A 25,448-nucleotide genomic window follows, 5' to 3' on the forward strand; every position below is an offset into this window, starting at 1 on the left:
CCTATCTGTTCCCCGTCAGGCTTACCGATGTTGAGGTAGGTGGGTTGGCTGGCGGTGGTGTTGCCAGCGGTTGCGTGCCTGTGGTTGGCGGGGCAGGTTGCTCCGGAACGGCTATGCCGGGTTTCACGTCTTTTGAGCCAAAGAGCAGCCGGTTGAAAGATCGGGTATAGAGTACGCTCAGGCCACCGCTGGTTGTCAGCGTCGTCGAGCCGAGGCTGAGTGCGCCGAGTGCACTTTGCTGGTTGCGGTTATACATCTTGGCGCGCAATCGTCCATCCGGGGTGAGCCAGTATTCCAGCGTCCACTCACCCAGCAAACTAGCCGCACTTGCCTGACTTTGGCCATACGTAAAGCCTCCGTCGCGACTTACGCGCAGTCGGTCGTTGAGCAGCCGGTATGATACCCGGAGTTGCAGGTTATTCAGCAGGTTGTCGCTCGCCTGTGTGCCCGTAGCTGTTCCGAAAATGCTGCCCAGCGAAACGCCAACGTTCAGTTTTTCGTCGACGTTAGAGAATAACTGGCTCAGGCGGTTCGACAGGATTTCGCCGAAGGCATTGCCTACGCCGCCCTGCACGTCCTGGCTGAACAGATTCGATCCTTCCGGAATTAGCTGGTTAAAAATCAAGAGGCTGCTCACCTGCTTGGTTAACTCCTGGTCGTTGCTTTGCAGCCTGTTTTCGAATGCCGTCACCGCCTGCCGGAATTCTGACGACGCCGGGTATTCTTTTACTTTCAGATCAAAGCCAACATCGGGTGTGGTAAGCTGGCCGGTCAGTTTGATCAGCAAGTCAACGGGATAGCGGCGGGTACGGTCGGGCGAGTTGTTTGTCACGTTCGACGACGTACCTGATGTAGGCAGCAGCGCCCCCAGGGCAGTAAATTGCGTGTAAGCCGCCGTGACATCGATGAGTGCGCCGTAGGGGTCACCCGTCCAGGTGATGCGGCTATTGGGCCGAATCTGAAATTTCTTGTTGAGCAGGTTCTGGAAAGTGAAGGTGTAGTCACCCTGGGTGATGCCGTATGTACCCGTCATCCTGAAGTCGCCCTTCGTATCGACGTTCATCGCAATGCGCCCTTCGCCGTAGGTACGTATGATATCGCCCGACTGCCGGTCGAACTGCACTTCGCAATACGCATCGGGCGTAATGTCGAATTTGAAATCCATCTTGATGCCCGACAAATCCACCGACTGGCGCACACTGTCCTTGGCGGCGGTACGGCGGCTGGCGAACTGGATATAGTCTTGCTGGCTCACCGACGCGGCACCATCGAGCGGGATGTACATGCGCGTGCCTTTGTTGCTCTGCATATCGGCCTGCACCGTCAGGTTATCCAGTGGGCCAAAGAGTTCGGCCTTGCCCGTGATGACCGCCTGACCATAAAAGAGGTCGTTGTCTTTGGCGGTGGTGTTCATGATGCGGAATTTTTGCAGATCGGCATCAAACCCAAGCTGGAAAAACTTAAAGTTATCGTGGTATACCCCCCCCCGAACAATCGCCGTGTTGCCTTCCGGATCGCGCAGCACCATGCGTCGGGTTACAATTTCATTATCGCCGAAATAAACTGTGTTGTCGAAAAACAGGTCAGCTTTCAGGTAATCGAAGGTAGTCCGGCCTTTCTTGATATCGACCGAGCCGCTCAGCAGGGGAGCTTTGGGCGTGCCTTTTACATCGACTTGCCCAACCAGTGTACCACCAAAGTTCGAGAAAAGACCTTTTGTGAACGGAGCAGCCAGTTTGAGCTCGGTATTGTTGAAGAGCGCACGCAGGGCCAGTGAATTCGTTTTCAGGCCTGGCGTATACGTACCCCTGAGCGTAAAGACGTCGGCCTGCTCGCGAATCAGACGGGCATCGACAATCACCTGCTCGGCAATCGGGTCGTAGGCTCCCGAACCAACCAGATCGCCAATGATGGCATCTTCGTAGGCTAGCCCAGCCACGTTCAGCTGGCTTTCCACAATGGCCGCCTTATACAGATTGCGTAACTGTACCGTGCCATTCAACAGACCACCCAGCTTTGTGTTCAACACCGGGTTAAGCGAACTCAGCTGAAAACTGCGTGCTTCCAGATTCAACCGCGCTGCCGAGTCGGCCGATACTTTTCCAGAGGCTGTAATGAACTGGTTCTGATTCGATACCGTCACATTTTGCAGCGTAAACTCGTTGCCTACCATTCGAACCAGGCTCTCCGGATTCAAAGTCCAGTCGGTGTCAAGCAGCCGAAGCTTCGATTGGCGGAAGGTAAGGTCAATCGCATCGCCTTTGAAGCGAAGTTCACCATTCAGATCGGCCCGGTTCGACGTACCTGTCTGGTCGACACGGCTGGTAAAATTGATATGGTCCTGTTCCCAGGAGGCTTCTACGTCAAGGTTTTGGGTAGGGGCCAGCCCTCCCAGTTTTTGCCGCACCGATGATATAATGGCCGATGCCAGCACTTCCTCCGAATTAGTGAATTTAGACGTCGTCAGGTCCAGTTCCGTGGGGCCAAAGGCGTAATCGGCGATGCGCAACGAATCGGTGGTGACGTTGGCGGTGATAAACTGCGTATTGTCGGCATTGTAGCGACCTGCCAGGCGTGTACCTGTCGATAAGTAAGCCGGCATATTCAAAAACGTCAGCAACGGAGCCACGTTTCGAACGGCCATCAGGTAATCGATATGATAGGCGGGCAGGTTGTCGCGTAGCGAACGCACCAGCTTATCGGCATAATACTGTTTGCGGCCTACCGCGTCGCCAGCGAAATATAATTTATATTCACTGACAAGCCGGGTCAGATCGGCAATGGTGCGTTTGGGCTGGTAATTGCCCTGTAAACGCGCCGACAGAAAATCAGAGTCGATGTTCAGGTACCGGCTTTGTGTCCCCTCGATCGTTGATACGACAGAGAGCGTGTCGACGGCCAGGTTTCGGCCGTTCAGCGTCAGAAACGCCTCGCGGAACTTGGCGTCGCCCGTTAGTTGATCAACTGAATTGCCTTCCAGCACGGCATTGACATATGTGCTGATCGTTAACGAGTCAGTGGTGTAGCCCAAGGCTCGCAGGTCGGCTTCCTGTATCGTACCCCGAACGTCGAAGTGATTACTGGGCCCTCGCAAGTCAAATTCACCATCCAGATTGAGCTTGGCATTCGGGTCGCGCAGGGCCACATGACCATCGAAATAGGCTTTTTGCAGGTTACCCTGTACCACCAGATTTTTGTAGTCATACCCCCCAAAACCAAAGCGCGCAAATTGCCCGTCGACGTCGGCCTGCGCACGGCTAAGGTCAGTGCCCTGCCCTTTAAGCCGTCCCCGCCCGTCAATGGCCTGCAACGTACCCGGCTGATCGATCAACTCGCCTATCTTAAAATTGTCGGCGGTCAAGTCGGCCTCGTAAGTGGTCAGGTCGGGGTTATCGGCCAGTTTTAGCTTCAGCTTACCAGCCACCCGGCCCAGGGCTGAACTAAACTGCCCGTCGGTCGTGAAGTTGTCGAACGCTCCGGCAAAGTTGGCGTTAAACGCCAACGTACCCAACTTGGCCATGGTCTTGTTGAACGACGGCTCGGGGTAATATTGACGGATGTCGGCCATGGTTACCAGCGACGGCCGGAACTTGAGGTTCACCAGCAGGTTATCCATGTCGGGCAGGCCCTTGAACGCCAGATCACCTACCAGTCGGCTACGGCCTTGCGGGCCGAAGCGAAGATCGGTATCGACCAGACTTAGATCGACCACCCGACCGCGCATGGTACCGGTTAAAAACCAGGTCTCGTTTAGTCCCCGAATGTATTCACTGAATGCACCCAGATCAGCCGAGCGCACAATGCTATTGTCGAAATTAGCCCGGATCGCCACTTTCGTATTGAAGTCCCCCATGTCGCTATGGGTGTTGTAGAGGAACGCCACGTACTTGCGGATAACCGAGTTATTAACCGCCATGTACAAGTTGGCGAACTCCATTTTCTTCGATGAGTACAGGAATTTCGTATCCATCCGCTTCACCGTCAGGCCAGTTTGTCGGTCCACCGTTCGCAGCCTGGCTACATCGAGGGCAATGGTATCGCCCAGTACCAGAAAGTTGGTTACGTCGCCATTGATGGCCGATAGCCGAAGGTGATTGTAATCAAAATCCTTCGGGTTCTTCATGTACGCCTCGCGCGGATCGTCCATCGAGAAAAAACCATCGACTACGGCTACTTCGCCAATGGTAAAGGGGGCGTGCATATCGCTGGGCACATTGGCCGTGGCGGGGTCGGAGGTTAGCCGTTCAATGGCGGAGATAAAATCGTCGAGGTTGAGGTCGCCTGTTTTAGGGCTATACACCAACTGCACGTTGGGCTTATAGAGCACCACCGCATCGAGGTGCGTGGCGTTGGTTGGTTTCCGGAGCTTGGTGCCCGGCTTCATAAAGAGGTCGGTCAACCAGTGAGGCAGCGTGGTGAAATCAACGAAGTTGGCGAGGTTATAATCGACCTCCAGCCGCCCGATATTGATCATGGGCCGGTTCTGATAATCGCGAACCCGTACATCCTCGAACGTTAGCGTGTCGAACCATTTGATTGAAGCCTGACCGATAGCTACCTGCATGCCCAGTTTTTCGGTCGCCCATTTAGCGGCGCGTTGCACCATATACGTCTGAACGGGGGGTAATTGCAGCATCACCCAAAGCGTTACAAAAGCCAGTGACACCAGCAGTAACGTTTTCAGGAGTATGTTAACAAATGACCGCATTCAGGGTAATAAAGGTGGGGGTGGGCCCGGTTGTCGTTTTTGCTTCGACCAATAACGAGCCGTACGGTTTAGGAACTGCCTTTTAAACGGTAAAAATGGTGTTTTCGTTACACCGCTTTTTGGCCTAAAAAAGGTTTTAACCGGATTTGGCAGCCAGCGCGTATTTTGTTGTTTATCCGGTACAAAAATACAGGGAAACCGGTCTATATACGTTGTCGCCCGGAAAGACCAATAGGACCGCCCTTAGTCCGTACGGTGATCGATGAAAACAGGCCGAAGTCCGTGTTCCAGCCACAAACAGCAATCAGGCTGTAGGGCCAATCAGGTCCCAGAGGTTGCCGTACAGGTCGGCGAAAACAGCTACGGTTCCGTAGGGCTGAACCACAGGCTCCCGTACGATCCTGACTCCGTTGTCGAGCAGCCGCTGGTAATCGCTCTGAAAATCGTCAGTGTGTAAAAACAGAAATACGCGTCCGCCGGTCTGGTTACCTACCCGGCTGTGTTGTGCCTCGTCGGCGGCCTGAGCCAGCAACAATTGACTGCCACCCGTCGACCCCGGCGGTGCCACACGTATCCAGCGTTTGGTCTCGCTCAGCACGGTATCTTCAACCAGCGTGAAATTGAGCTTATCGACATAAAAGCGAATGGCTGCGTCGTAGTCATCCACAACAAGCGCGATCAGGGCAAGGGTTTGGGCCATGGGAGTAAGGGAAAAGGGGGTGGCACGAAAAGGGTGTCTGGTAATCCTGTGGGCAGAAAGGCGATTCGGCGTACGTAAGCCGGGGTTGGCGTAAAAGGTCGTAATTTTGCGGTAATGACACTGCTTGCTATTGAATCATCCTGCGACGAAACGTCGGCCTCGGTGTTAACCGATGGCCACATTCGGTCCAACATCATCGCTGCCCAACTGATCCACGAACGTTATGGTGGGGTAGTGCCCGAACTGGCGTCACGAGCGCACCAGCAACATATTGTGCTGGTAGTTGAGCAAGCGCTGGCGGAGGCAAAAGTAGCGAAAACCGATTTGTCGGCCATTGCTTTCACGCGGGGGCCTGGTCTGTTGGGTTCGTTGCTGGTAGGGGCTTCGTTTGCCAAGGCATTTGCGCTGGGGCTGAACATCCCACTCATCGAAGTGAACCACATGCAGGCTCACGTACTGGCCCATTTTATCAAAGATACACCCGAACAGAACGTACCTGAATTTCCCTTTCTGTGCCTCACTGTCAGCGGTGGACATACCCAGCTGGTGCGTGTAGATGGCCCGCTTGACATGCACGTGATTGGCCAGACGCAGGACGATGCCGTGGGCGAGGCCTTCGATAAATCGGCCAAGCTGCTGGGGTTACCATACCCCGGCGGACCGCTGATCGACAAGTACGCGAAGCTGGGTAATCCGATGGCGTATCCGTTTCCGCTCACCGACATGCCCGATCTGGACTTTTCGTTTAGCGGAATAAAAACGGCGATCATGTATTTCCTGCGCGACAACACCCGCAGGAACTCAACGTTCGTTGCCGACAACCTGAACGATATTTGCGCCAGCATTCAGCACACACTGATTCAGATGTTGCTGAAAAAGCTGACGAAAGCTGTGCGCGAAACGGGAATCCGGCAGATTGCCATTGCGGGTGGCGTATCGGCCAATAGTGGCTTGCGGAACAGCCTGCTCGCCCTCGGGGCCGAACACGGATGGCAGGTATTTATTCCGAAGTTTGAATATTGTACCGATAACGCCGCCATGATTGCTATGGCTGGTTATGTCAAGTTTCAGCAAAACGAATTCGTTGGTCAGGACGTCAGCCCGCTGCCACGGATGGAGTTATGAATGATTCTGGATTGGGACGTTTATCTGTCAGCGCTATTGCTGTCGCCAAATTAAATCCCATCCACCAGCCAAAATCCCCGCTCCGAAACCCTTATGCCCTGGTACGCGCTTTACTGGTTGTTACCCCAAACCCTCCGATCGTTTCACTACGACAATCAATGGGCGTTATGGCTCATTCCATTATCGGTGGGGCTTTTCGGGCTTCGTAAGCTGTTTGGTCGGCGGTACCACCAACAACTGCGGGTATCGCTGGCCGGGTTAGTTGGCCCCCGTCCCGACGGCTGGATGCGTGTGGTGAGCACCCTGCGTTTTTTGCTGCCACTCTGCGTCTGGCTGGCAATCAGCTTTTTACTGCTGGCCCTGGCCCGGCCGCAGGTAGTTCGGCAACTGCGCGAGGAACAGTCAGATGGAATCGATATCATGCTGGCGATCGATATTTCGTCGTCGATGACCGAGACGGATCTGCGTCCTAATCGGCTGGCGGCGGCCCGTCAGGTAGCACTGGGGTTCGTGAAAGGTCGCCGTAATGACCGCATTGGACTGGTTGTTTTTGCTGGAGAGGCCTACTCGCTTTGCCCGCTCACCACGGACTACGCCCTGTTGCAGCAGTATATCCGTGAGTTGAGCCCGAATATGATCCGGACAACGGGAACGGCCATCGGTGACGCTCTGGCTCGAGGGATCAACCGCCTCCGCGACTCACAGGCCAAAAGCAAAGTGCTCATTCTGTTGAGTGATGGCGACAACACCGCCGGCAACCTCGACCCGCTCACCGTAGCGCGGCTGTCGCAGAACTTCGGCATAAAAATTTATACCATTGCCGTTGGCAAACGTACCCAGCCGACAGATACCCTGGGTGTAGCCACGCAGTTTGACGAGGGTATCCTGAAAACGATCGCTAAAATTGGGCAGGGAGGCTTTTTCAGGGCTAACGATGCCGGTCAGCTCCGGCAGGTTTTTGCCCGCATCGACAAGCTCGAACGGGCACCCGTTCGGGTACAGACCTATGAAGACGTACAGGATCAGTATCGGCCCTACATCTATTGGGGTATCATGTTCCTGCTGCTGGCACTCGCTCTGAAAAACACCGTACTGGCCAATAGTCTGGAAGACTAAACCAGTTCGATGTTTGTGGTTTGCTGATTGGCAGCGCAACGTCAATCAGCAAACCACAAACGTCAAACCATACAGTATATGCTCAAATCATACCATACACCCAACTTGCTTGAAGCGGGACTCGATGAAGTGGGGCGGGGGTGCCTGGCTGGCCCCGTGGTGGCGGCGGCAGTGATTCTGCCCCCCGATTATCACCACCCCATCCTGACCGATTCCAAGCAGTTGAGTCATCGCCAGCGCGACAAACTCCAGGTCGACATTCGGCGGGATGCCGTTGCCTGGGCTATTGCCGAGGTGTCGCCCGCCGATATCGATAAAATCAACATTCTGAAAGCCAGTTTTCTCGCCATGCACCGTGCTACCGATGCGCTCACCGTCCGGCCCGAGCATTTGCTGGTCGACGGAAATCGGTTTACGCCCTACCCGATGGTGCCTCATACCTGTATCGTCAAAGGTGACTCGCTCTACCTGAGCATTGCCGCCGCATCGGTACTGGCCAAAACCTACCGTGATGAATTGATGGCGCAGCTTGGTCAAACGTACCCGGCCTATGGGTGGGGGCAAAACGTTGGCTATCCAACGGCTATACACCGGGCCGCCATCCGCGAGTACGGCACTACACCATACCACCGCCTAAGCTTCCGTTTGTTAAGGGAATAGGGCGTTGATGGGTGGTCGACACGGTAGACCAGCTATAGGTTAGGTATGCCCCACGCCCTCACTCCCCGCCCATAAAGTCGCGGTAGAGTGCGCAGCGGGTTTGCATGAGTTGGGCAAACTGCGTTTGGCGGTAGGTACGCTGGTAAATGGTACCGCACGAGTCGTAGGTAGCAGTGGCAAGCTGCCGCATCTTCTCGTTGAAGAGCTGATCGTCGTCGGCCACGTACCCACCGGTTTTGGCAATTTCAACTACCCGGCGTGTCTGGAGGGCGTTCGCCTCACAGCGTGCAGCCATATAGGTGGCTTTGGCGGCCAATTCGGGGTCGGTGGCCAGCTTGGCTGCTTGCACGAAATAGTACCGCGCCGTTTGTGCCGAATAATAAGGGTCATTGTAGAACTGATCGAGGTGTGCCGCGTCGGTGGCGCTGTAGCGGTACGTATACGGCTCGCCGCTGCTCCGGTAGCGGTGAACCAGCATCCAGGCGTTGCCATAGTAGGTCAGGTTATACGCCCCGCAACCCAGTTCATACCAGGTTTGTGCTGTCTTGTCACCGTCTTTACGATATGTCGCCCGCCAGAACAGATTCGCCATCTTTTCGGTAAACCGGGCCGGTGTGTAGGGGTTGCGCGGCTTGCCTTCGCCCGGCATGTTCACGCTGAACGGGTCGATGGTGAAGTACGTCTTCCACGGGTCGGTTTGCCAAACAGCAGCATTAACCTTGCTCAACGCCCGCTCGGCGATACCATACCGCGCTTCGGCCAGTGCCCGGCGCCCAAGTAGCAAACGGGCATACGTAGAATCTACCCCGGCTAGTTTGACCAGCCGTTCATCGAACTCACCTAGCGGATTTCTGACGTAGTTGTACAGGCTCTGCGCCGTTTCAACCGAGGCCGAGTCTTCCAGCGCCATCTGTGCATCAAAATCGTAGAGCGAGTACCCGGCGCTGCCGTTTCCGGTCGTAAGCATTCGCATCAGAAACGCTTTGGCCTGTCGAGGTCCGCTGTAGGTAGCCTGATCGCCTTCAAAGGGTGTTTTCTGGCTACAGCCCACAAAAGCCAGCCATTTAATTGGCCGGTCGTCGCCTGCATGGCCGAGGTACCGATTCGCCAGTTGCCGCCCCACTGTTTGAATCGCGTTGGTAAACCGGAAATTGGTAACATACGGTGCATTAGTGTCGGGTACGCTCGCCTGCTTGAACTGGGTCAGGTAGCTAATCAGCTCGGTTTCGTCAGTAGCGGTGGGCAGGCCGGGCTGAGCAGTCAGAAGCAATAACTGTTGCAGCGCAATTTGCTGCTTCAGGGCTGTATTGGCTGTTGGTTTCAGGGCCGCTTCGGCCAGCGTTTTTTTAGCCGATTCATAGTCACCGTCGAGGTAGTGCAGGTAAGCGGCAGCGGTGAGGTAGAACGCCGGATTACCCAGCGCCGCGTTATTGGCTGATTTTTCTGCAAAAGCCAGCAGTTGCTCCGAATAGCCGGGTACGTTTTTTCGGCGGGTTTCAAAAGCGATCGAGTCAGCGCGGGTGGTTTCGTCGTCTACGTACCCGGGAAACTGTTTGGCGGCGAAATAGTACTCATTCCGGTTTATTTCCCGCGCCAGCACCAGCTCGATCAACGGGTTTTTGGGATCGAGCGTAACCATCTTTTCCAGTAGGGGAAGCGCGTCCTGTTTGGGTTGAATGGCGCAGATGGCATAGACGGCCACCCGTTCTGCATCAGTTTTGGCGAAAGACAGTGCCTTGTCGGTAAACCGCAGATTGTGGTGGCGCAGGCTCCGTTCGGCAGCCAGGCGACGGGTGGGGCAGTTGGCAAAAACCTGTGCAAACTCAAACACGGCCCAATCCGTCTCTCCCTGCGACAGCAGTGCCCCCGCCAGCCGGCAGCGTGCCCAGTCACTGATGAACGTCCGCGTTGGTAATGAAGCTACTAATTGCTGATAATCAGTACTGCTTTGTGCAAATTGACCGGCTTCGTCGGCTAGTTTAACGGCCTGAAACGCGTACCGTTCTTTCAGGAACGGATCAGTTGTCGCCATCGCCAAACGCCGTGCCTGCGCCCGCAGCTGTGTTAGCTGCACGGTGTCGGGTTGCGATACAGTCCAGGGCGATGACTCGCCCGTTGCCTGCTGGGCCGCATAGGCAAAACGCAGGTACGTTGCCGCCTCCGGTTTTGCGCTGGTCAGTCGGTTTACCAAATCATTTGAAGCCGACGTATCGGCCAATGCGCCGCTCACGAGTTTGGCCGGATACCCAGCGCCAAGGTAAGCTACCCAGGCGGCAGTATTCGTTTCAGCCGCCAGCGAATCGGGCGCATCATCGACGCCGAAATAACCCGCCTTGTATAATTGGGGTGTGAATATATACCGGCCATCGGCTGAGGCGAACGTAGCGGCTTCGGGCTGGAACAGGCTGAAGAATTCGCCCATTTCATCGGCACCGGGGCCGCAGGAAAAACCGATGAGAATGGCGAGCAGCAGGGCAACCCTACGGATGGCGTAACGATAGGTTGAGGTCGGCATGAGCATACGGATGCAATACAGTCGAGTCGAGATGGTAGAGGGTAAATGTACGTAGCTGATCGGGTAATTGCGCCAGCAGGATGTCGGTAGCTGCTCGTAAGTCGGCTACCGAACACACCTCGGTCCGGAGCAGATCGCCCCGGCGCAACTGAACGCCCAGCACCTGTGTATCCCGGCTGGCAACGTACCTGGTGGAGTCGGTCTGCGGCTGTAACCCCGGCAGGGCACGTACCTGCGCCCGACCCACGTTGTTGAGCAAGGTCAGGAAACGGCCATGTCGGTACACTACCGTCCAGCGGAAGAGGGGCAGGGCAATATCGAGCGGCAGCGGATAACCGGGCAGGTAGTCGGTGTATGCTTTCAGGTCGTTCAGGTCGAGAATCGAGTTGCGGGTTTCGGGCTGTTTCCAGTCGCCGGTATTGTAGGCCATGAGCATCCCGCGGGCTACGGGGGGCACGCCTGTCTGCGCCGCAAACTTCACCTGATGCAGCCTGATGGTTGCCGAAAGAGGCACCTTCGCTTCGCGGGCAATGGCCGTCAGGAGACTAAAATAGGTACTGCGTGTGGTGCGGGTCCAGTCACAGTCGAGCTGAATTTCGTCAGTACGAATCGCCTGCTGATCGGCCAGCTGGCTAATGAGGCGAGTCAGGTTTCGGGCTAACTCAGGTGCGTTGACTGGCTGCAGGTTGGCTACTGTCCGGTTGGTGATGTATACGACCGGAACCACCCGCAGGCCTTCTCCCGGCCGTTGCCCGAAATGGATGGTCGCTTTGGGAATGGCAGTTCGTTTCGCCACGTCCCAGTCAACATCGAAAAAGCGAACGTACAGCGTTTTAACGCCAAGCGTGTCCAGCGTAGCCCGGTCAGAAACCGTTGGTGCAAAGGTCGTCTTCCAATGGTAAAAGGCAGGCAGCAGCTCGGCTGTACGCTGCGTTTTGGGTTGGCAAGACGCTAAAAGCAGACCCGCCAACCATAGGATTCGTATGCAGGGACGGGCTATTTTGCCTCCCCACTTCCGGACCGACAGAATCGCCCAACCGGGAGCTAGCTTCATGATAATACGGTATGCGTGTTGCTATACAGGTACTTCGTCTGGTGAGGTAATATAGGCGGATAACCGTGAGGGCAGTCCGGCTACCCCCACGGCTTAATCAGTTGGATGATGCGGTAATGCGGGCGGATCCAGGGCCAGTGGTTTCCCCTGCTCAATGGCTTCGATCTTGCGCTGGTCACCTTCGGGGAGTTCCAGCGCCCAACCCATCGAACCGGCCAGTTGATACATCATGTACTGAATCTGGTTGTTGGCAATGCGAGGCAGGTCGCTTTGCAGGGCACGACTCTGCATGGCCTGTTTCGCCTCGTCGAGAATGCTCGTATAGGTCTCGCTATCGAAATGATTCAGGATGCCCGACTGAATATCGTAGAACTTATAATCGGTATCAACCGACAGGATTTCCGGCTCTGGAAACGACTCGACAACCAGGGTTTTGTCGCCGGAGTCGGACAGCCGGAACCGCACTTTCTGGAAATCGAACCCCACGAGCACCTTCGATTTGGCGATGATCATGGCCTTTTTGGGGTCGTTGAACATGTACAGAATCTTCTTCTGATCCTGGTAATTGTAAATCTCCGAGAAGTAGCCTTCCGCCATCACCACCTTGAATACCTTCTCGATTCGCTCCAGCAGCAACGTCGATTCGTGGCGTACGTCGGTAACAGGCGCAGCACTTTTGCTGCGCAGCAGGGTGGTAAGGCCAACGCCCCCGGCCAGACCGACGGTGAGCAAGAGTAGCGTGTTTAGAAAGTCCATAGTATGGCGGGTGTAGAACTAAAACTGACCCCCTAGCGGCGGACCGTTTCGGCGTTACGGGGTGTCAATCAGGGTTTGAAACTGTTTGAAGGACTGCAGGTAAACCTTATGCCGCTCGGCGTTTGGCTCAAATGTATGTCCGAAAGCTATTTGACGGGTCAGGTCGGTCAAAGATACAGGTTTGCCGGTATGCAGTGACAGCGCCAGTCGCGCCAGCAATACCGCACCGATGGCCCCGCTTTCATTACTGGCATTGAGCCGCACCGGTACGCCAAACACGTCGGCCATCATCTGCACCCAAAATTCTGATTGAGCAAACCCGCCGTTGGCGTGAATCACCCGCGTGGGACCAGCATGTCGGGCCAGTAACAGTTCGATCTGCCGCAGGTTGAACATCACCCCCTCCAGCGCCGCCCGAACCAGGTGTGCCTGGGTGTGCTGCCAGTCGAGGTTGCGGTAACTACCCCGGGCGGCGGCATTCCAGAGTGGGGCCCGCTCACCCTGTAGGTACGGCAGAAACAGGAGTCCATCGGCACCGGGCGGAATTGTTTCGGCAGTGGCGAGCACCGTAGGTACGTCCTGATGCGTGAGTTTTTCCGAGAGCCATTCCAGCACGTTAGCCCCGTTGTTGGTGGGACCGCCCACCACGTACCAGTCCGATAAACCAGTCTCTGCCTGCCCTGGGTGACGTGTTTCTGAATGAGTCGCTACCGGCTGGCTCGTGGTCGACCCGCTATCATGCCTGTAGAGCGGATACGAAAACAGGCGGCTTTGCGCATCCCGAACGGGTCGGATACTCGTTCGGCGAACGGCCCCGCTGGTGCCAATGGTGATGGTGGTAATGCCCGGTTCAACGGCCCCGGCTCCCAGATTGGCCAGGCAACCGTCTGATGCGCCAATGACCAGCAACGTACCCGGCAAAAGGCCCGGCACGGCCTGACCCGGCAAAGCCACATACGGCACAACGTGGGTCGTGTTGACAGGCGTACTCAGTTGCTCGGTACTAATGCCCGCCAGTTTCAGGGCGGGGCGGTGCCAGGTGGTTTTGCGGCTGTCGAACAGGCCCGTTGCGGTGGCGATAGCGTAGTCTACCTCATAGCGCCCTGTGAGTTTCCACCACAAGTACTCTTTCACGGATAGCCAGCGGGCAGCCCGTTTCAGCAGGCGCGTTTGGTGTTTGCCAAACCAGATCAGCTTGCACAAGGGCAGCATCGGGTGAATGGGTACCCCAATAGCCTTATACAGATCGCCCTGTTCGCGGCGCAGGTCGGTTGCTTCTTCGCTCGCCCGATTGTCAGACCAGAGCAGGGCGGGGGTGAGGGGTTTGCCGGCTTCGTCGACGGCGAGCAGGCTGTGCATGGCGGTGCTGAAGCAGAGCGCGCCCAGGCTACGGCCGGCGGCGGCTACTTCAGTTGCCAGTTCATCCAGGCAGGTCAGGAGCAACTGCCAGATAGCGTCCGGGTTCTGCTCGGCATAGCCCGGCCTGGGTACGTTTGTTTCCACGGGCCGGGCGGCATGCGCCACAAGCTCCATTGTGTCGGGGTCAATGGCAAGGACTTTCAAATTCGTGGTGCCAACATCGACGCCAACAAGCAGGGGAGTAAGGGGCATAGGATTAAGGAATACACAAAGGCAACGCCTCAGGAACCGAAAGCGTTTTGCGAGTCTAGTAGACAATAGTCAAAATGAATTCTTAATTGGTGGCAGGCCAAGTATGACTGCTAGTTAAAAGCGGCCAGAATTGATGCATATAAATAGACTATTTCGTTCGTAGAATGAATATGTATTGCTTGGATAAAAATACTTACATATGTGTTTATTGTGTGGGATGGCCACTTAATAATAAGGCATTGTTTATCAATTATATAACTGCGATGTTACTACTTGAATTTAACTAGTTATTCATGTGCTCGCTTATAGATAACTAGTTCGTTCAGCGTGGATTCAGGCAGGCACAATGCCATGCGTGCCTGGGTTCCCATTTACATATTTTCAAAGACACATCGTCTTGCTTCACTACTATAACCCTGGTAACCATGTCGAAATCACTACGTGTGCGTAAGGGGCTATTTGGCCTCATTTTGCTGTTGTTTTTCTGTATATGTGCCCCCGTCGAAGCCCAACGAATTGATATTGACGAATTGAAAGCGGCCAAGGTGGAAGCCAAGGCAGCGAAACTGACTTCCGATTTACTGAAGGTAAAGAGAGACAACGGCGTAGCTAAACGTCAGGCAGTAGACGGATTGGAAGAAAACGCTGATCTCGTCATCGAGGGCAACTTCATTGCTATCGAAGCCATAGCTACTAATAAGAATGGCCAGGCGCTGGTGAGAAAGCTGGAAAGCCTTGGTTTGAGAGGTGGCGAAGCCCATAAAGGCATGGTGTTTGGCTATCTGCCCATTGATAAGCTAGATGCCCTAAAAGACATTGCTGAGTTGCGGTATGCCCGGCCTTATTACCGCCCTGAAACAAATGTCGGGGCGGTTACGTCGCAGGGCGATGTGGCACTTCGGGCGAATGTGGCCCGGCAAACTTATAACGTCACAGGAGCCGGTTCCAAGATAGGCGTGATTTCAGACTCATACAATTACCGGAACGGCGCTGCTGCGGGGGTGGCATCTGGTGATCTGCCCTCCAACGTACAGGTGCTGGATGATTATCTGGTAGCTGGTGCTACCGATGAAGGGCGGGCTATGGCCGAAATTGTGCATGATGTGGCCCCTGGCGCAGCTATCGCTTTCAACACGGCTAATCGGGGCCAGGCTGGATTTGCTAATGGCATCAGGGCGCTAGCTAACGCGGGGTGTAACATCATCGTAGATGACATCATTTACCTGGCAGAGCCGTTCTTTCAGGATGGTATTGTTGGGCAGGCCGTTGATGAGGTCGTGAACACGAAAGGTGTTTCGTACTTTTCGTCTGCAGGTAACCGGGTAAGGTCTTCCTATCAAGCTGGTTTTGTCAACTCAGGGCAAACGATTCCCAACTATGGGCCAGCGCACGATTTTGGTGGCGGCGATATTCGTCAACGAATTACGATTCCTGGCGGAGCTACGTTGAGATTGGTATTACAGTGGGATGAGCCCTTTAAATCTGTTACCGGTTCGGTGGGTGCCCAAACAGATTTAGATATACTCATTTATCGTACAAATGGTACGCTTTTAACAAGTGCTTCCTCCGATAACCTTGCCAGCGGAGACCCTGTTGAAGTGACCTCAACCATAACTAATAGTGGATCGGTCCCGGTTGGTGTAGATATTGTTGTTGTGAAATATGCCGGCCCTGATCCTGGGCTTATCAAATGGGTGAATTTTGGAAGCCGATTCGTCACCATTGAGTACGACACGAAAAGTGGGGCGTCGTATGGCCACAATATGGCGGCTGGCTGTATCAGCACGGGTGCGGCCGGGTATACACAGACCCCCGCCTTCAACCCGGCATTGACAACCGCTGTCATTGAAAATTTTTCGTCAGCAGGCGGTACCCCCATCTTGTTTAGCCCGACTGGAGAACGGTTACCAGGTGCTGGCATCGTGCGGCAGAAACCGGAGATTACGGCTGTGGATGGGGTCAATAACACTTTCTTCAGTAGTGACAGCGATGGCGATGGCTTTCCCAACTTCTTTGGAACGTCGGCTGCCGCGCCTCATGCTGCAGCTGTAGCAGCGCTGATGCAGGAAAGGGCGCAAAATACCCTGTCCCGTAACACAATCCTGTCAATTATGCAGCAAACGGCCCTGGATATGGATGACCCGTTTACGCCGAACTTCGATACGGGCTTCGATTTCGGAACCGGCGCTGGTTTTATTCAGGCAGACCGGGCTGTGTTAGCCTCATCGCTTACCAACTTGGTACTAACGGCAACGCCTGCGGTTGTCTGTGAGAAGGGCAGTAGTGAGGTAGCGGTGGAGGTGCAGGGCGGTACAACACCTTACACGTATACATGGCAGACTGCTGGCGGTACACTTACCAACGCTAACACGGCTACAGTTACGGTCAGCAATCTGTTGGCAGGTACTCAGGTGGTTAGCGTTACGGTAACAGACGCCAATAACCTGATGGTTGCTGGCTTCACAGATTTGACGGTCAATACGCTGCCCGTGGTGAGCATCACTCCGTCAAGCACGGCACTATACACAGGCCAGTCGGTTACCCTGATGGCTAGTGCCGGAGATAGTTACCGGTGGACTACAACCGAGACAACTCAGTCGATTACCGTTTCGCCCCCCGTTGGTACAACGCCCTATACCGTGACTGTCACCGATGCAAATACCTGTTCCAATACAGCAACGGCGAGTGTCACAGTTACTACACTCCCTTCGCTAGCCGGACCGCTCACTGTCTGTGTAAAAGCGGCCCCACCGGCCAAAGGGGGTACCGTGACCATACCAGTCACCGCAACCCTGACGGGTGGTCTGGCTCCTTTCACATATAGTTGGTCCTATACAGCGGGCAGCGTTGACGATGAGTTCAAGTCAATTGGAGTACAGGGAGAAAAGATCGGTAAGGTCACGTTCACGCCCAACGAAACGACGCTGATCTTGGCCAGCAGTAACGGAAACCTGAACAGTCTTATCAATTACAAGCTAAAGCTGATGGTGACCGACGCAACTGGAAGCACTAGTCTACTTCTTGTGCAATTGGATGGTAACTGTTCACTGGCTAATGCCCGTGAAGCTGCAACTGCCACCGAGTCGCTTCAAGTGGTAGTGCTGCCCAATCCAATTGCAGATCGATTGCGGGTTGATGTGATTGGTCTATCGGCACCGTGTAAGATTGGCCTGTTCGATTTGCAGGGGCGGCGCCAGGGCGAATGGGGGCTGGAGCCGGTAGACGGTGTTGGCCGATTAAACGCTGATGTATCTGCTCTGTCGATGGGACTCTATGTATTAAGCGTGGAAACGCAGGAAGGCGTAATCCATCGTCAGCGAATAGTAAAGCAACGCTAGTCAGCTGACTCAGTTCGATTAAGAAGGTCCGTTCTGTTCGCAGAGTGGGCCTTTTTTGATTTGGGCGACAAACAAAGTAGCCGTAACGGGTACGCTACCAGTCGACATCTGGTCTGGCGGTTTTGGCCAGCAGTCGCATCAACACCAGATGTCGGCTTTTGCAGATGGATGTTGAAAGGGGCTACTGATTGACTGGCGGGACAGTCCCTAACGTGTAGGGGGCCAACTCGTTGCCCTTTTCGCTTGGCATAACGTTCCCTACAATCGTTACTTCAGTTAACAGAATCCGATCTTTGAGATAGGCGTTGGGTAAGCGGTTGGTCGAACTCGTTATTTTAGCACCATTGCCATAATCGGGTAGGGCAAATGTTACTGGAAGGGCGTACCTGCCCTCGTACTTCGGGTCCAGCGGAGGCAGTCGCTTCACTCGCTTGATGACTTCATGCTCGAAACCATATCCTATTTTGGTGGGGTTCAGAATACTGACGTCCTGCACGTGTCCTCTATGGTCGATCCGAAAACCGGCATACACGTTAGCGTACACTCCGGCGCGCTCCGCCACGACGGGGTACATAATTCGTCGGGGAAGCAGAACGCGGAAAACAGGATCCTTACTTAAAGCTGGCGTTGCTGGCTGGGCGTCAGCAGCCAAGCCGACGAATAACAGGCTGAGAAAAAGAAGCAGTAGTTTCATCGGATCTCTGGCTTGCGTCGACCCCAAAAGTAATTTGTTCGAGGACCTTACTCTACCTGGTTAGTATGATTTACTCCTAGCTGTACCAGACCATCAAATGAGTACAGATTTTTGATGTACACGACTCGCCTTAACCGCAGGTGTCGACGACGTAACTGCTACATCTTTAAAAAGGACCGGCTAATGATTTTCTCAACGTGTAAGCTGAATTTCCTATCCTGATTGCGCAGATAATCCGGGTTCTGTTCAGCGTAGCCCGGCCTGGGTACGTTTGTTTCCACGGGCCGGGCGGCATGCGCCACAAGCTCCATTGTGTCGGGGTCAATGGCAAGGACTTTCAAATTCGTGGTGCCAACATCGACGCCAACAAGCAGGGGAGTAAGGGACATAGGATCAAGGAGTATACAAAGGCGACGCCTCAGGAACGGAAAGCGTTTTCCGGGCCTATGATACAGCCTTCAAACTGGATATTAACGGAGTGATCTACCGATGGGCGTATACATCCTGGTGCATCCGTTAGCATCGATGCCGGATGTAAGCCGAAAAAGAAGGTATGCTATGTTTACCGGCTATGCATCCATGAAGTGTATACGTAGAAAGTAGTCAACCGGAATTTTGCGCTTTTCCAACCATTCTGACTCATTAACGGTCTGATTGATGGGACGTTGGTCCGGCGTACTTTGATTGCTACTCTATAGTTACCTGAACTGAATCTGCTATGAAATCTCGCTTTATTGACTGCCTCGGCCTACTGTTGCTTCCCTGTCAACTGCTGGCGCAATCACCTGCGGTTACCGTGCCGCTCGAGCCGGTTGATACGTACCTGATCAAGGCGTATAGTCAGGTGGGGACAAACCAGACTACCGATTTTGCTGGTTTCAAAGGAATTCCCGACTACCTGGTCGAGAAAGTGATTCGGTATGCCAATACGGTTCGGGGACAGTCGCAGTTCGAGGCGTATCAGCAGGGGAAAGTCACGGCCGAGGAGTGGAAAAAGAACAGAGCCAACCTTGGACGTGATACCGTCGGGCTGAGTCCAACGCCCATTCGTCATCGCATCAACACGCTGGTCGGCACCGATAGGCAGGGGCATAGGGTGGTCATCGTAGACGCTAACAGTAACTGCGATTTTAGCGACGATCGAGTGTTAACGTACCCTATGGCCGTACCCATTCCGATCAACGAGAAGGGTCACTATACCAACGCGATTAACGCAGTGTGTGATACGCTGCCCGCTGTTCAGGTGCAGTTGGAGGCATTTGATGGGCGACGGGTTGTGCCGCGAACCGCCTGGGTCAAGCCCAATCCCTACAACTCTGGCTGGACGTACCAGGACCCGGTTCAAAATCAGTTTCATCTCTCGTTACTGGCCCACGAATACCGGAAAGGAACGACGATTCTGGGCGGTCAGCGCGTGTATTTTACCGTGAAAAGCGGCACGGCTGGGTTGCCATATAATGCGCAGGCCACCACGGTAGAAATCAGACAAACCGAGGAAACAACAACCCAGTCATGGCCACGAACGAACGAGTATAAAGTTGGCGACTCGTTTATCCTGAATAATCGCCGTATCCAGATCCAGGACATATCCGTTCTGGGCGATAAACTTCAACTGGCCGACGTAGGGTCTGCCGGTAATACGATTTCGAGGCCAGCAGACAGATAGTCTCCTGTGACTGCTAATTGAATAGGGTTCAGTGTACTGACGTCCTGCATGCACCCCTTTGGTCGATACGAATATGGGCTCCCGGCCGCACCAGACCCTCAAACGAGTATATACGCGGCTCACCCTGATCGCTGGTGTTGGCGTAACTATTACATTGTCAAATACATTGTCAAAAAAGGACTGGCTGATGATTTCTTCAATATGTAAAGTGAATTTTCTCTGTTGTTTGCTCCTGATTGCGCAGGTAGTAAGTGGTCAGACAAACACCATTGACGTTCCTTTCAAGCTTGTGGACGGGTATGGACCATTTTTCCCGAGTTACATAAGTCCCCTTTGGCAGGATGCAAATCAAGTCGACGAATGGTCTAAAACGCATTACACGCTGAAGGGTTTTCCGGTAGGCTGGCAACGAACACAGGTAGGCTATTTGCGAATAGATCCTTACCAACATGTCTATCAGCATGCTATGGCGGGGAACATTTCTGACTCTATATACAACCAGTTGTAGACAAGCTGGCTTTGGACGCCAGACACGAGTAAGCTGACCACCCAGGCTATCCGAAGCTTTGTGTATGTAGCCACGGGGCTGGATGAGGCCGGAAAGCGACTCGTGCTGATTGATACCAATAACAACCTGGACTTCACCGACGAGCAACCCATCGAGCCTTTATCCAGAGCTACCCATTCCCAGCCGCTTCCATCAAATACCCGCCCTGTTCAGTATGAGCGTTATCTGCAAAGAGAGGTTGTGAAAGCGACAGCAAATCTGTCGGTCTGGCTCGGTGGTGACGGCATCATGTGTACGTTCCCATCTTATGCACTGGCCTTCTTCACTACCGGGAATCGGACTGATTCAATCGCTGTCGTGTCGGCTGGATTTACTCACCTTGCTTTTCAGCCGTCAACTAGTATCAATCTGACTGACAGCCTTGCGGTTAAACAGATTGCATTTAGTTCTACCAATAAAATTCCGACACGCCTGATGAGTAAGCAAGGTGAATATATCACGATCGATAAGGTAGTTTATCAGTATACTGGTATTGACCTGGCCAGGCAGGTGATCCAGCTGAAAAAGATGCCTTCAGACGAAACGTTGTATTCCACCCAGAAAGATTATCTGGCTCCTGTCTTTACAGATACCGAATTGATAAGTGGTCAGACGCTGTCGCTGACCGATTATCGGGGTAAATATGTCCTACTGGATTTTTGGGGGACCTGGTGTGCTCCCTGTCTGGCCGAGATGCGCTATCTGAAAGAAGCATACACAAAAACAAGCCGGGACGACATTGAATTTATTGGTGTCGTAGGAGATGATACGCCTGAAAGAGTAAGAGCATATGTAGCCAGGGAGCAGATTGGATGGCCTCAACTCATGGCTGATGCTGGTAACAAGTTATTAAGCACCTATCAGGTAAGAAGCTTCCCGAGAACAGTAGTCATCGACCCAGCGGGGCGGGTGCTATTCACTGATGTGGCCGGGCATAACATCGTAACGCTTCTTTCTCAGCTACGGGTGAAGGCAAAGTAGGATAGAGCCATTCTGCTGGCTAAAACCATCCGTAAACGCGGCTACTTTCGTGGTGGCTGTCTAAAGAGTGATCCCGGCGGGACTCACTACAGGTTACCGTCCGCGTTAGCAAACGGAACCGTGCGATGCGTACCTGACTCGAAGGTAGCGGCTAGCTAAACCCGTGTTCGGCAAAATAGCCTCTAGTACATTTGCGTGAAATTATAGTGCTTTGCAAGGGCAATTCAACAAAAGAATGCCTGCTTGCTTGTGCTTTTCTTCACCCGATCCGTAACGCGACTCTTACCCTCATGAAAAGTTTGTACCTGCCGCTTTTGCTGCTCTTCGCCTGTTTCACTACCGCTTTTGCCAACGTCGCTATCGATAACCTGGCGGTCGATTACCAGAAAACGCCGCTGGGGACCGATCAGACCACGCCGCACTTTTCGTGGCAGATGAAGGCGCTCGATAACCGGCGGGGCTACTACCAGAAAGCGTATCAGTTGGTGGTGAAGGACGCCGGAAATCGACTTGTCTGGGATTCGAAAAAAGTAGACTCCGACCGCTCGCACGGCATCGACTACGCGGGGAGCGCCCTTCAGCCAACCACCCGCTACACCTGGACCGTAACGGTTTGGGACAATACGGGTAAGTCAGTTACTAATTCGTCGTGGTTTGAAACCGGCCTCATGAACCCCGATCTGTCGGCTTGGTCGGGTGCCAGATGGATCGGGGGTGGCGATGATGATCTGGTTTTTTATTCGCAGTACCTGTCGGTCTTCAAATGCCAGTTTAGCGTTCAGCTCGATCGGGCCAGCCAATCAACGAAGGCGGCGTTTGTGTTGGGGGCGAATGACCGGCGGTTGCAGAACAAGAACCTGAACCTCATGGGCGTTCAGGTCGGCCGCAACCAAAGCTACGTCGCCTTCGAGCTGGATATCTCATCGGTCAGCGACGCGCCGGGCGGCTTGGCCAAACTCCATATCTACCGGGTTGGCTATACCCAAACCGATAACGCCGAGGTGCCGCTCAAGAGCTTCGACATTCCGCAGACACTCATCAACAATGCCAATAAATACGAGCCGCATACGGTATTCGCCCACTGCAATTTTGGGCTGTTCGAGTTTTTTGTGGATAAACAGGACGACACGGGCAAGCTCACTGATAAAACGGCTGGCCCACGCTCTCCTTTTGCGCCCGCAGGGTTCAACCTCAACCCGGTTGGCAGCGGCAATAACTACATCAGTTTCCCGATGGTGGCTGATATCGGCTTTCGGGTACCCACCGGTCAACTGGCTCATTTCTCGGCGGTGACGATCCGAAATTTTCGTTTTCCCTCCAATCCGTTGTTCATCGAAAACCTGAATCAGAAACCATATACGGGCATCTTTAAAGCCAGTAACCTAACCGTCGAGCAGGGGCGGTATACGGTCAGGGGCGGCGCACTGGTGACGGCCGACCCGAGCCGAAATGCTGCGCCTATGCTGCGTACCACGTTTACGGCTCAGGCCAAACCGATTGCCAAAGCCCGGCTCTACGCCACCGCACGGGGGATCTACGAGCTGTATCTGAATGGCAACCGGGTGAGCAATGACTACTTCAACCCCGGCCTGACCCAGTACAACAAACATCACATGTACCAGACCTACGACGTAACGGCGGCGGTGAAATCGGGCCAAAAAAACGCAATGGGGGCGTGGCTAAGCGAAGGCTGGTGGAGCGGTAACATCACCTATAGCGGTGAAAGCTGGAATTATTTCGGCGATCGGCAGTCATTGCTAAGCAAGCTGGTAATCACCTACGCCGACGGCACTGAGCAAGTCGTTACCTCGAATCCAGCCACCTGGAAACTCTTCACCGATGGGCCGGTGCGGTACGGCTCGTTTTTCCAGGGTGAAGTGTACGAAGCCACGAAAGAGGCGTCAATTGCCAATTGGGCGACCCCGGCCTATACTGATGCTGCCTGGAAACCGGCGGTCGATGTGCCCCTTGAAGGTACCGCTTACCAGGGCACGTTTACCGATTTCCAGGGCCGTACAACATCGATGCGTTATGGCGGCCAGCAACTTGTTGGGCAGATGGGCGATAATGCCAGTCTGGTGAAAACCATGCCTGCGCTGAGCGTAGCGGCGGTCAGGCCGGGCGTGTTTGTCTACGACATGGGTCAGAACATGGTGGGTTTTCCGCAGATTCGGATCAAAAACGGCCGGAAAGGACAAGTCGTTACCCTGCGCTATGCCGAGGTGAAATACCCGAACTTGCCCGAGTATACAGCAAATACGGGCATGGTGATGATGGAGAATATCCGGGCGGCACTCACGCAGGATAGCTACACCCTGAAAGGCGGTGACGAAACCATACAACCCCGCTTCACCTTTCACGGTTACCGCTATCTGGAGCTAACCGGGCTTGATAAAGCAGTGCCGGTTGCCGACGTAAAGGGCCAAGTTATCAGTTCTATATCGGCGCTTTCGTCACAGTACGAAACGTCGAATGCATTGGTGAACAAGCTGTGGCAGAACATTACCTGGTCGCTGCGCAGTAATTTCCTGTCTATTCCGACCGATACGCCTGCCCGCAATGAACGCATGGGATGGAGCGGCGACATTTCAGTGTTTTCGCGGAGTGCAACGTACCTGACCAATGCCGATCTGTTTCTGCGCCGACACCTGCTGGCCATGCGCGATGTACAGGCCGAAAATGGTCGTTTCCCCGATGTGGCTCCGATGGGTGGCGGGTTTGGCGGCACCCTCTGGGGAAGCGCCGGTATTGTGGTGGCCTGGGAAACGTATCGTCAGTACGGCGACGTTGCGCTGCTTGCCGAACACTACGACGCCATGAAACGCTACATGCAGTTTCTGGAAACCAAAATCGACCCCAAAACTGGTATCCTTAACGAAGGACCACTGGGTGACTGGCTGAGCCCTGAAGGCAACAAAAACGACAACACGTTATTCTGGATGGCCTATTACGCCTATGATCTGAGTATCATGAGCAACGTAGCCCGCGTTTTGAACAAACCCGACGAGGCGGCACAGTTCCTAAAGCGGCACACCGAGTTGAAGGCGACCTGGAATGACATCTATGTCGATAAAACGACCCGCAAAACCATCAAATCGGGTGTCGTGACGGGCTTCATGGGCGCGCCGAATGAGCAGCAACTGGCGCAGAAAACTGACAAAGGGCAACTAATAGATACCCAGGCGTCATATGCCATACCCTTGGCGCTGGGGGTATTCAACGATGAGAACAAACCGTTTGCCACCCGGCATCTGAACGCGTCGGTGGAGCGGCCGAACAAGGATGACCAGGGCGTTGAGCGCCCGGCCTATTCCCTGATGACCGGTTTTATTGGTACCGCTTCGATCACCGATGCCCTCTCCGAAAACGGCCAGTCGGCAACGGCTTACCGGCTCCTGCAACAGCAGACCTATCCGTCGTGGCTGTATTCGGTAGTCAACGGAGCTACGTCGATCTGGGAACGCCTGAATTCGTACACCGTCGAGAATGGGTTTGGCGGCAACAACAGCATGAACTCGTTCAACCACTACTCATTTGGGGCAGTGGCATCCTGGATGTACAACCAGTCGCTGGGTATTCAGCGGCACTCCGAGCAGGCTGGTTTCAAGGCGATTGTGCTGAAGCCCACGCCCGACCCAGCAAAGAAAATGACGTTTGCCAAGGGGTATTACGATTCGGTGTATGGCCGGATCAGCAGCGAGTGGAGATGGGAGGGAGCGAAATGGCTGTACAAAACAACCTTGCCTCCCAACACTACAACCACCCTGTACCTGCCCGCCCAACGCCTCGATCAGATTCGCGAAAACGGCCAGCCAATCACGCAATGGAACGGCGTAAGCCAGGCCAACGGACAGGTTATCATTCCACTTGGTTCGGGCAGCTACTCGTTTACCATCAGCGACTAATCAACTAGTTTCCTGATAAATAAGATCAGCCACCCTACAACGTCAACGTTGTGCGGTGGCTGATCTGGTTTA

15 protein-coding genes are annotated in these 25,448 nt (G+C 54.3%); 7 read left to right on the top strand and 8 right to left on the bottom strand.

The window, feature by feature from the left end; translation table 11 throughout:
- Nucleotide 1: 1 nt before the first annotated feature.
- Both F7231_RS00630 and F7231_RS00635 read right to left on the bottom strand, forming a co-directional pair.
- Nucleotides 2–4,708: a translocation/assembly module TamB domain-containing protein gene (locus F7231_RS00630; protein WP_166690542.1), complete on the bottom strand. Its 4,707-nt coding sequence runs from the start codon at nucleotides 4,706–4,708 to the stop codon at nucleotides 2–4.
- Between the two features lie 304 nt (nucleotides 4,709–5,012).
- Nucleotides 5,013–5,408: a VOC family protein gene (locus tag F7231_RS00635; RefSeq protein WP_166690543.1), complete on the bottom strand. Its 396-nt coding sequence runs from the start codon at nucleotides 5,406–5,408 to the stop codon at nucleotides 5,013–5,015.
- A 114-nt stretch (nucleotides 5,409–5,522) separates the two neighbouring features.
- Between F7231_RS00635 and tsaD the strand changes: the two genes are divergently transcribed.
- From tsaD to rnhB, 3 genes are all read left to right on the top strand, one after another.
- Complete coding sequence (gene tsaD, locus F7231_RS00640; RefSeq protein ID WP_166690544.1) at nucleotides 5,523–6,533, top strand: tRNA (adenosine(37)-N6)-threonylcarbamoyltransferase complex transferase subunit TsaD; 1,011 nt, start codon at nucleotides 5,523–5,525, stop codon at nucleotides 6,531–6,533.
- Between the two features lie 93 nt (nucleotides 6,534–6,626).
- The gene (locus F7231_RS00645) at nucleotides 6,627–7,649 is read left to right on the top strand and encodes a vWA domain-containing protein (RefSeq protein ID WP_166690545.1); all 1,023 of its coding nucleotides are present in this window, start codon (nucleotides 6,627–6,629) and stop codon (nucleotides 7,647–7,649) included.
- 78 nt (nucleotides 7,650–7,727) lie between these two features.
- Complete coding sequence (gene rnhB / locus F7231_RS00650) at nucleotides 7,728–8,309, top strand: ribonuclease HII (protein WP_085410530.1); 582 nt, start codon at nucleotides 7,728–7,730, stop codon at nucleotides 8,307–8,309.
- Between the two features lie 58 nt (nucleotides 8,310–8,367).
- Here the strand turns inward: rnhB and F7231_RS00655 are convergent, their stop codons facing one another.
- From F7231_RS00655 to F7231_RS00670, 4 genes are all read right to left on the bottom strand, one after another.
- Nucleotides 8,368–10,824: a hypothetical protein gene (locus F7231_RS00655; protein WP_166690546.1), complete on the bottom strand. Its 2,457-nt coding sequence runs from the start codon at nucleotides 10,822–10,824 to the stop codon at nucleotides 8,368–8,370.
- Nucleotides 10,790–11,878, bottom strand: a complete 1,089-nt coding sequence (locus tag F7231_RS00660) for a hypothetical protein (RefSeq protein WP_229369532.1) — start codon at nucleotides 11,876–11,878, stop codon at nucleotides 10,790–10,792. Before F7231_RS00660 ends, F7231_RS00655 begins: the two co-directional genes overlap by 35 nt.
- Before the next feature lie 93 nt (nucleotides 11,879–11,971).
- Nucleotides 11,972–12,634, bottom strand: a complete 663-nt coding sequence (locus tag F7231_RS00665) for a DUF4230 domain-containing protein (protein ID WP_085410528.1) — start codon at nucleotides 12,632–12,634, stop codon at nucleotides 11,972–11,974.
- Nucleotides 12,635–12,688: 54 nt separating this feature from the next.
- A complete protein-coding gene (locus F7231_RS00670) occupies nucleotides 12,689–14,245 on the bottom strand; it encodes a gluconokinase (protein WP_166690547.1) in 1,557 nt (518 codons plus the stop codon).
- 425 nt (nucleotides 14,246–14,670) lie between these two features.
- Between F7231_RS00670 and F7231_RS00675 the strand changes: the two genes are divergently transcribed.
- Nucleotides 14,671–17,583 carry a S8 family serine peptidase gene (locus F7231_RS00675; RefSeq protein WP_166690548.1) on the top strand — a complete coding sequence of 971 codons (2,913 nt, stop codon included), beginning with the start codon at nucleotides 14,671–14,673 and terminating at the stop codon, nucleotides 17,581–17,583.
- A gap of 181 nt (nucleotides 17,584–17,764) precedes the next feature.
- Here the strand turns inward: F7231_RS00675 and F7231_RS00680 are convergent, their stop codons facing one another.
- A complete protein-coding gene (locus tag F7231_RS00680; protein ID WP_166690549.1) occupies nucleotides 17,765–18,277 on the bottom strand; it encodes an energy transducer TonB in 513 nt (170 codons plus the stop codon).
- Nucleotides 18,278–18,435: 158 nt separating this feature from the next.
- Entirely contained in the window at nucleotides 18,436–18,666 is a 231-nt protein-coding gene (locus F7231_RS00685; RefSeq protein ID WP_166690550.1) for an FGGY family carbohydrate kinase, read from the bottom strand.
- A gap of 329 nt (nucleotides 18,667–18,995) precedes the next feature.
- Here F7231_RS00685 and F7231_RS00690 point away from each other — a divergent pair, with 329 nt between their 5' ends.
- The 3 genes from F7231_RS00690 (at nucleotide 18,996) to F7231_RS00700 (ending at nucleotide 25,376) form a co-directional block, all read left to right on the top strand.
- The gene (locus tag F7231_RS00690; protein ID WP_166690551.1) at nucleotides 18,996–19,943 is read left to right on the top strand and encodes a hypothetical protein; all 948 of its coding nucleotides are present in this window, start codon (nucleotides 18,996–18,998) and stop codon (nucleotides 19,941–19,943) included.
- A gap of 610 nt (nucleotides 19,944–20,553) precedes the next feature.
- Complete coding sequence (locus F7231_RS00695) at nucleotides 20,554–21,471, top strand: TlpA family protein disulfide reductase (protein ID WP_166690552.1); 918 nt, start codon at nucleotides 20,554–20,556, stop codon at nucleotides 21,469–21,471.
- A 290-nt stretch (nucleotides 21,472–21,761) separates the two neighbouring features.
- Complete coding sequence (locus tag F7231_RS00700; RefSeq protein WP_166690553.1) at nucleotides 21,762–25,376, top strand: alpha-L-rhamnosidase; 3,615 nt, start codon at nucleotides 21,762–21,764, stop codon at nucleotides 25,374–25,376.
- Nucleotides 25,377–25,448: the final 72 nt, after the last annotated feature.

Origin of the sequence: Fibrivirga algicola (assembly GCF_011742925.1) — a bacterium.
Taxonomy (GTDB): Bacteria; Bacteroidota; Bacteroidia; order Cytophagales; family Spirosomataceae; genus Fibrella; species Fibrella algicola.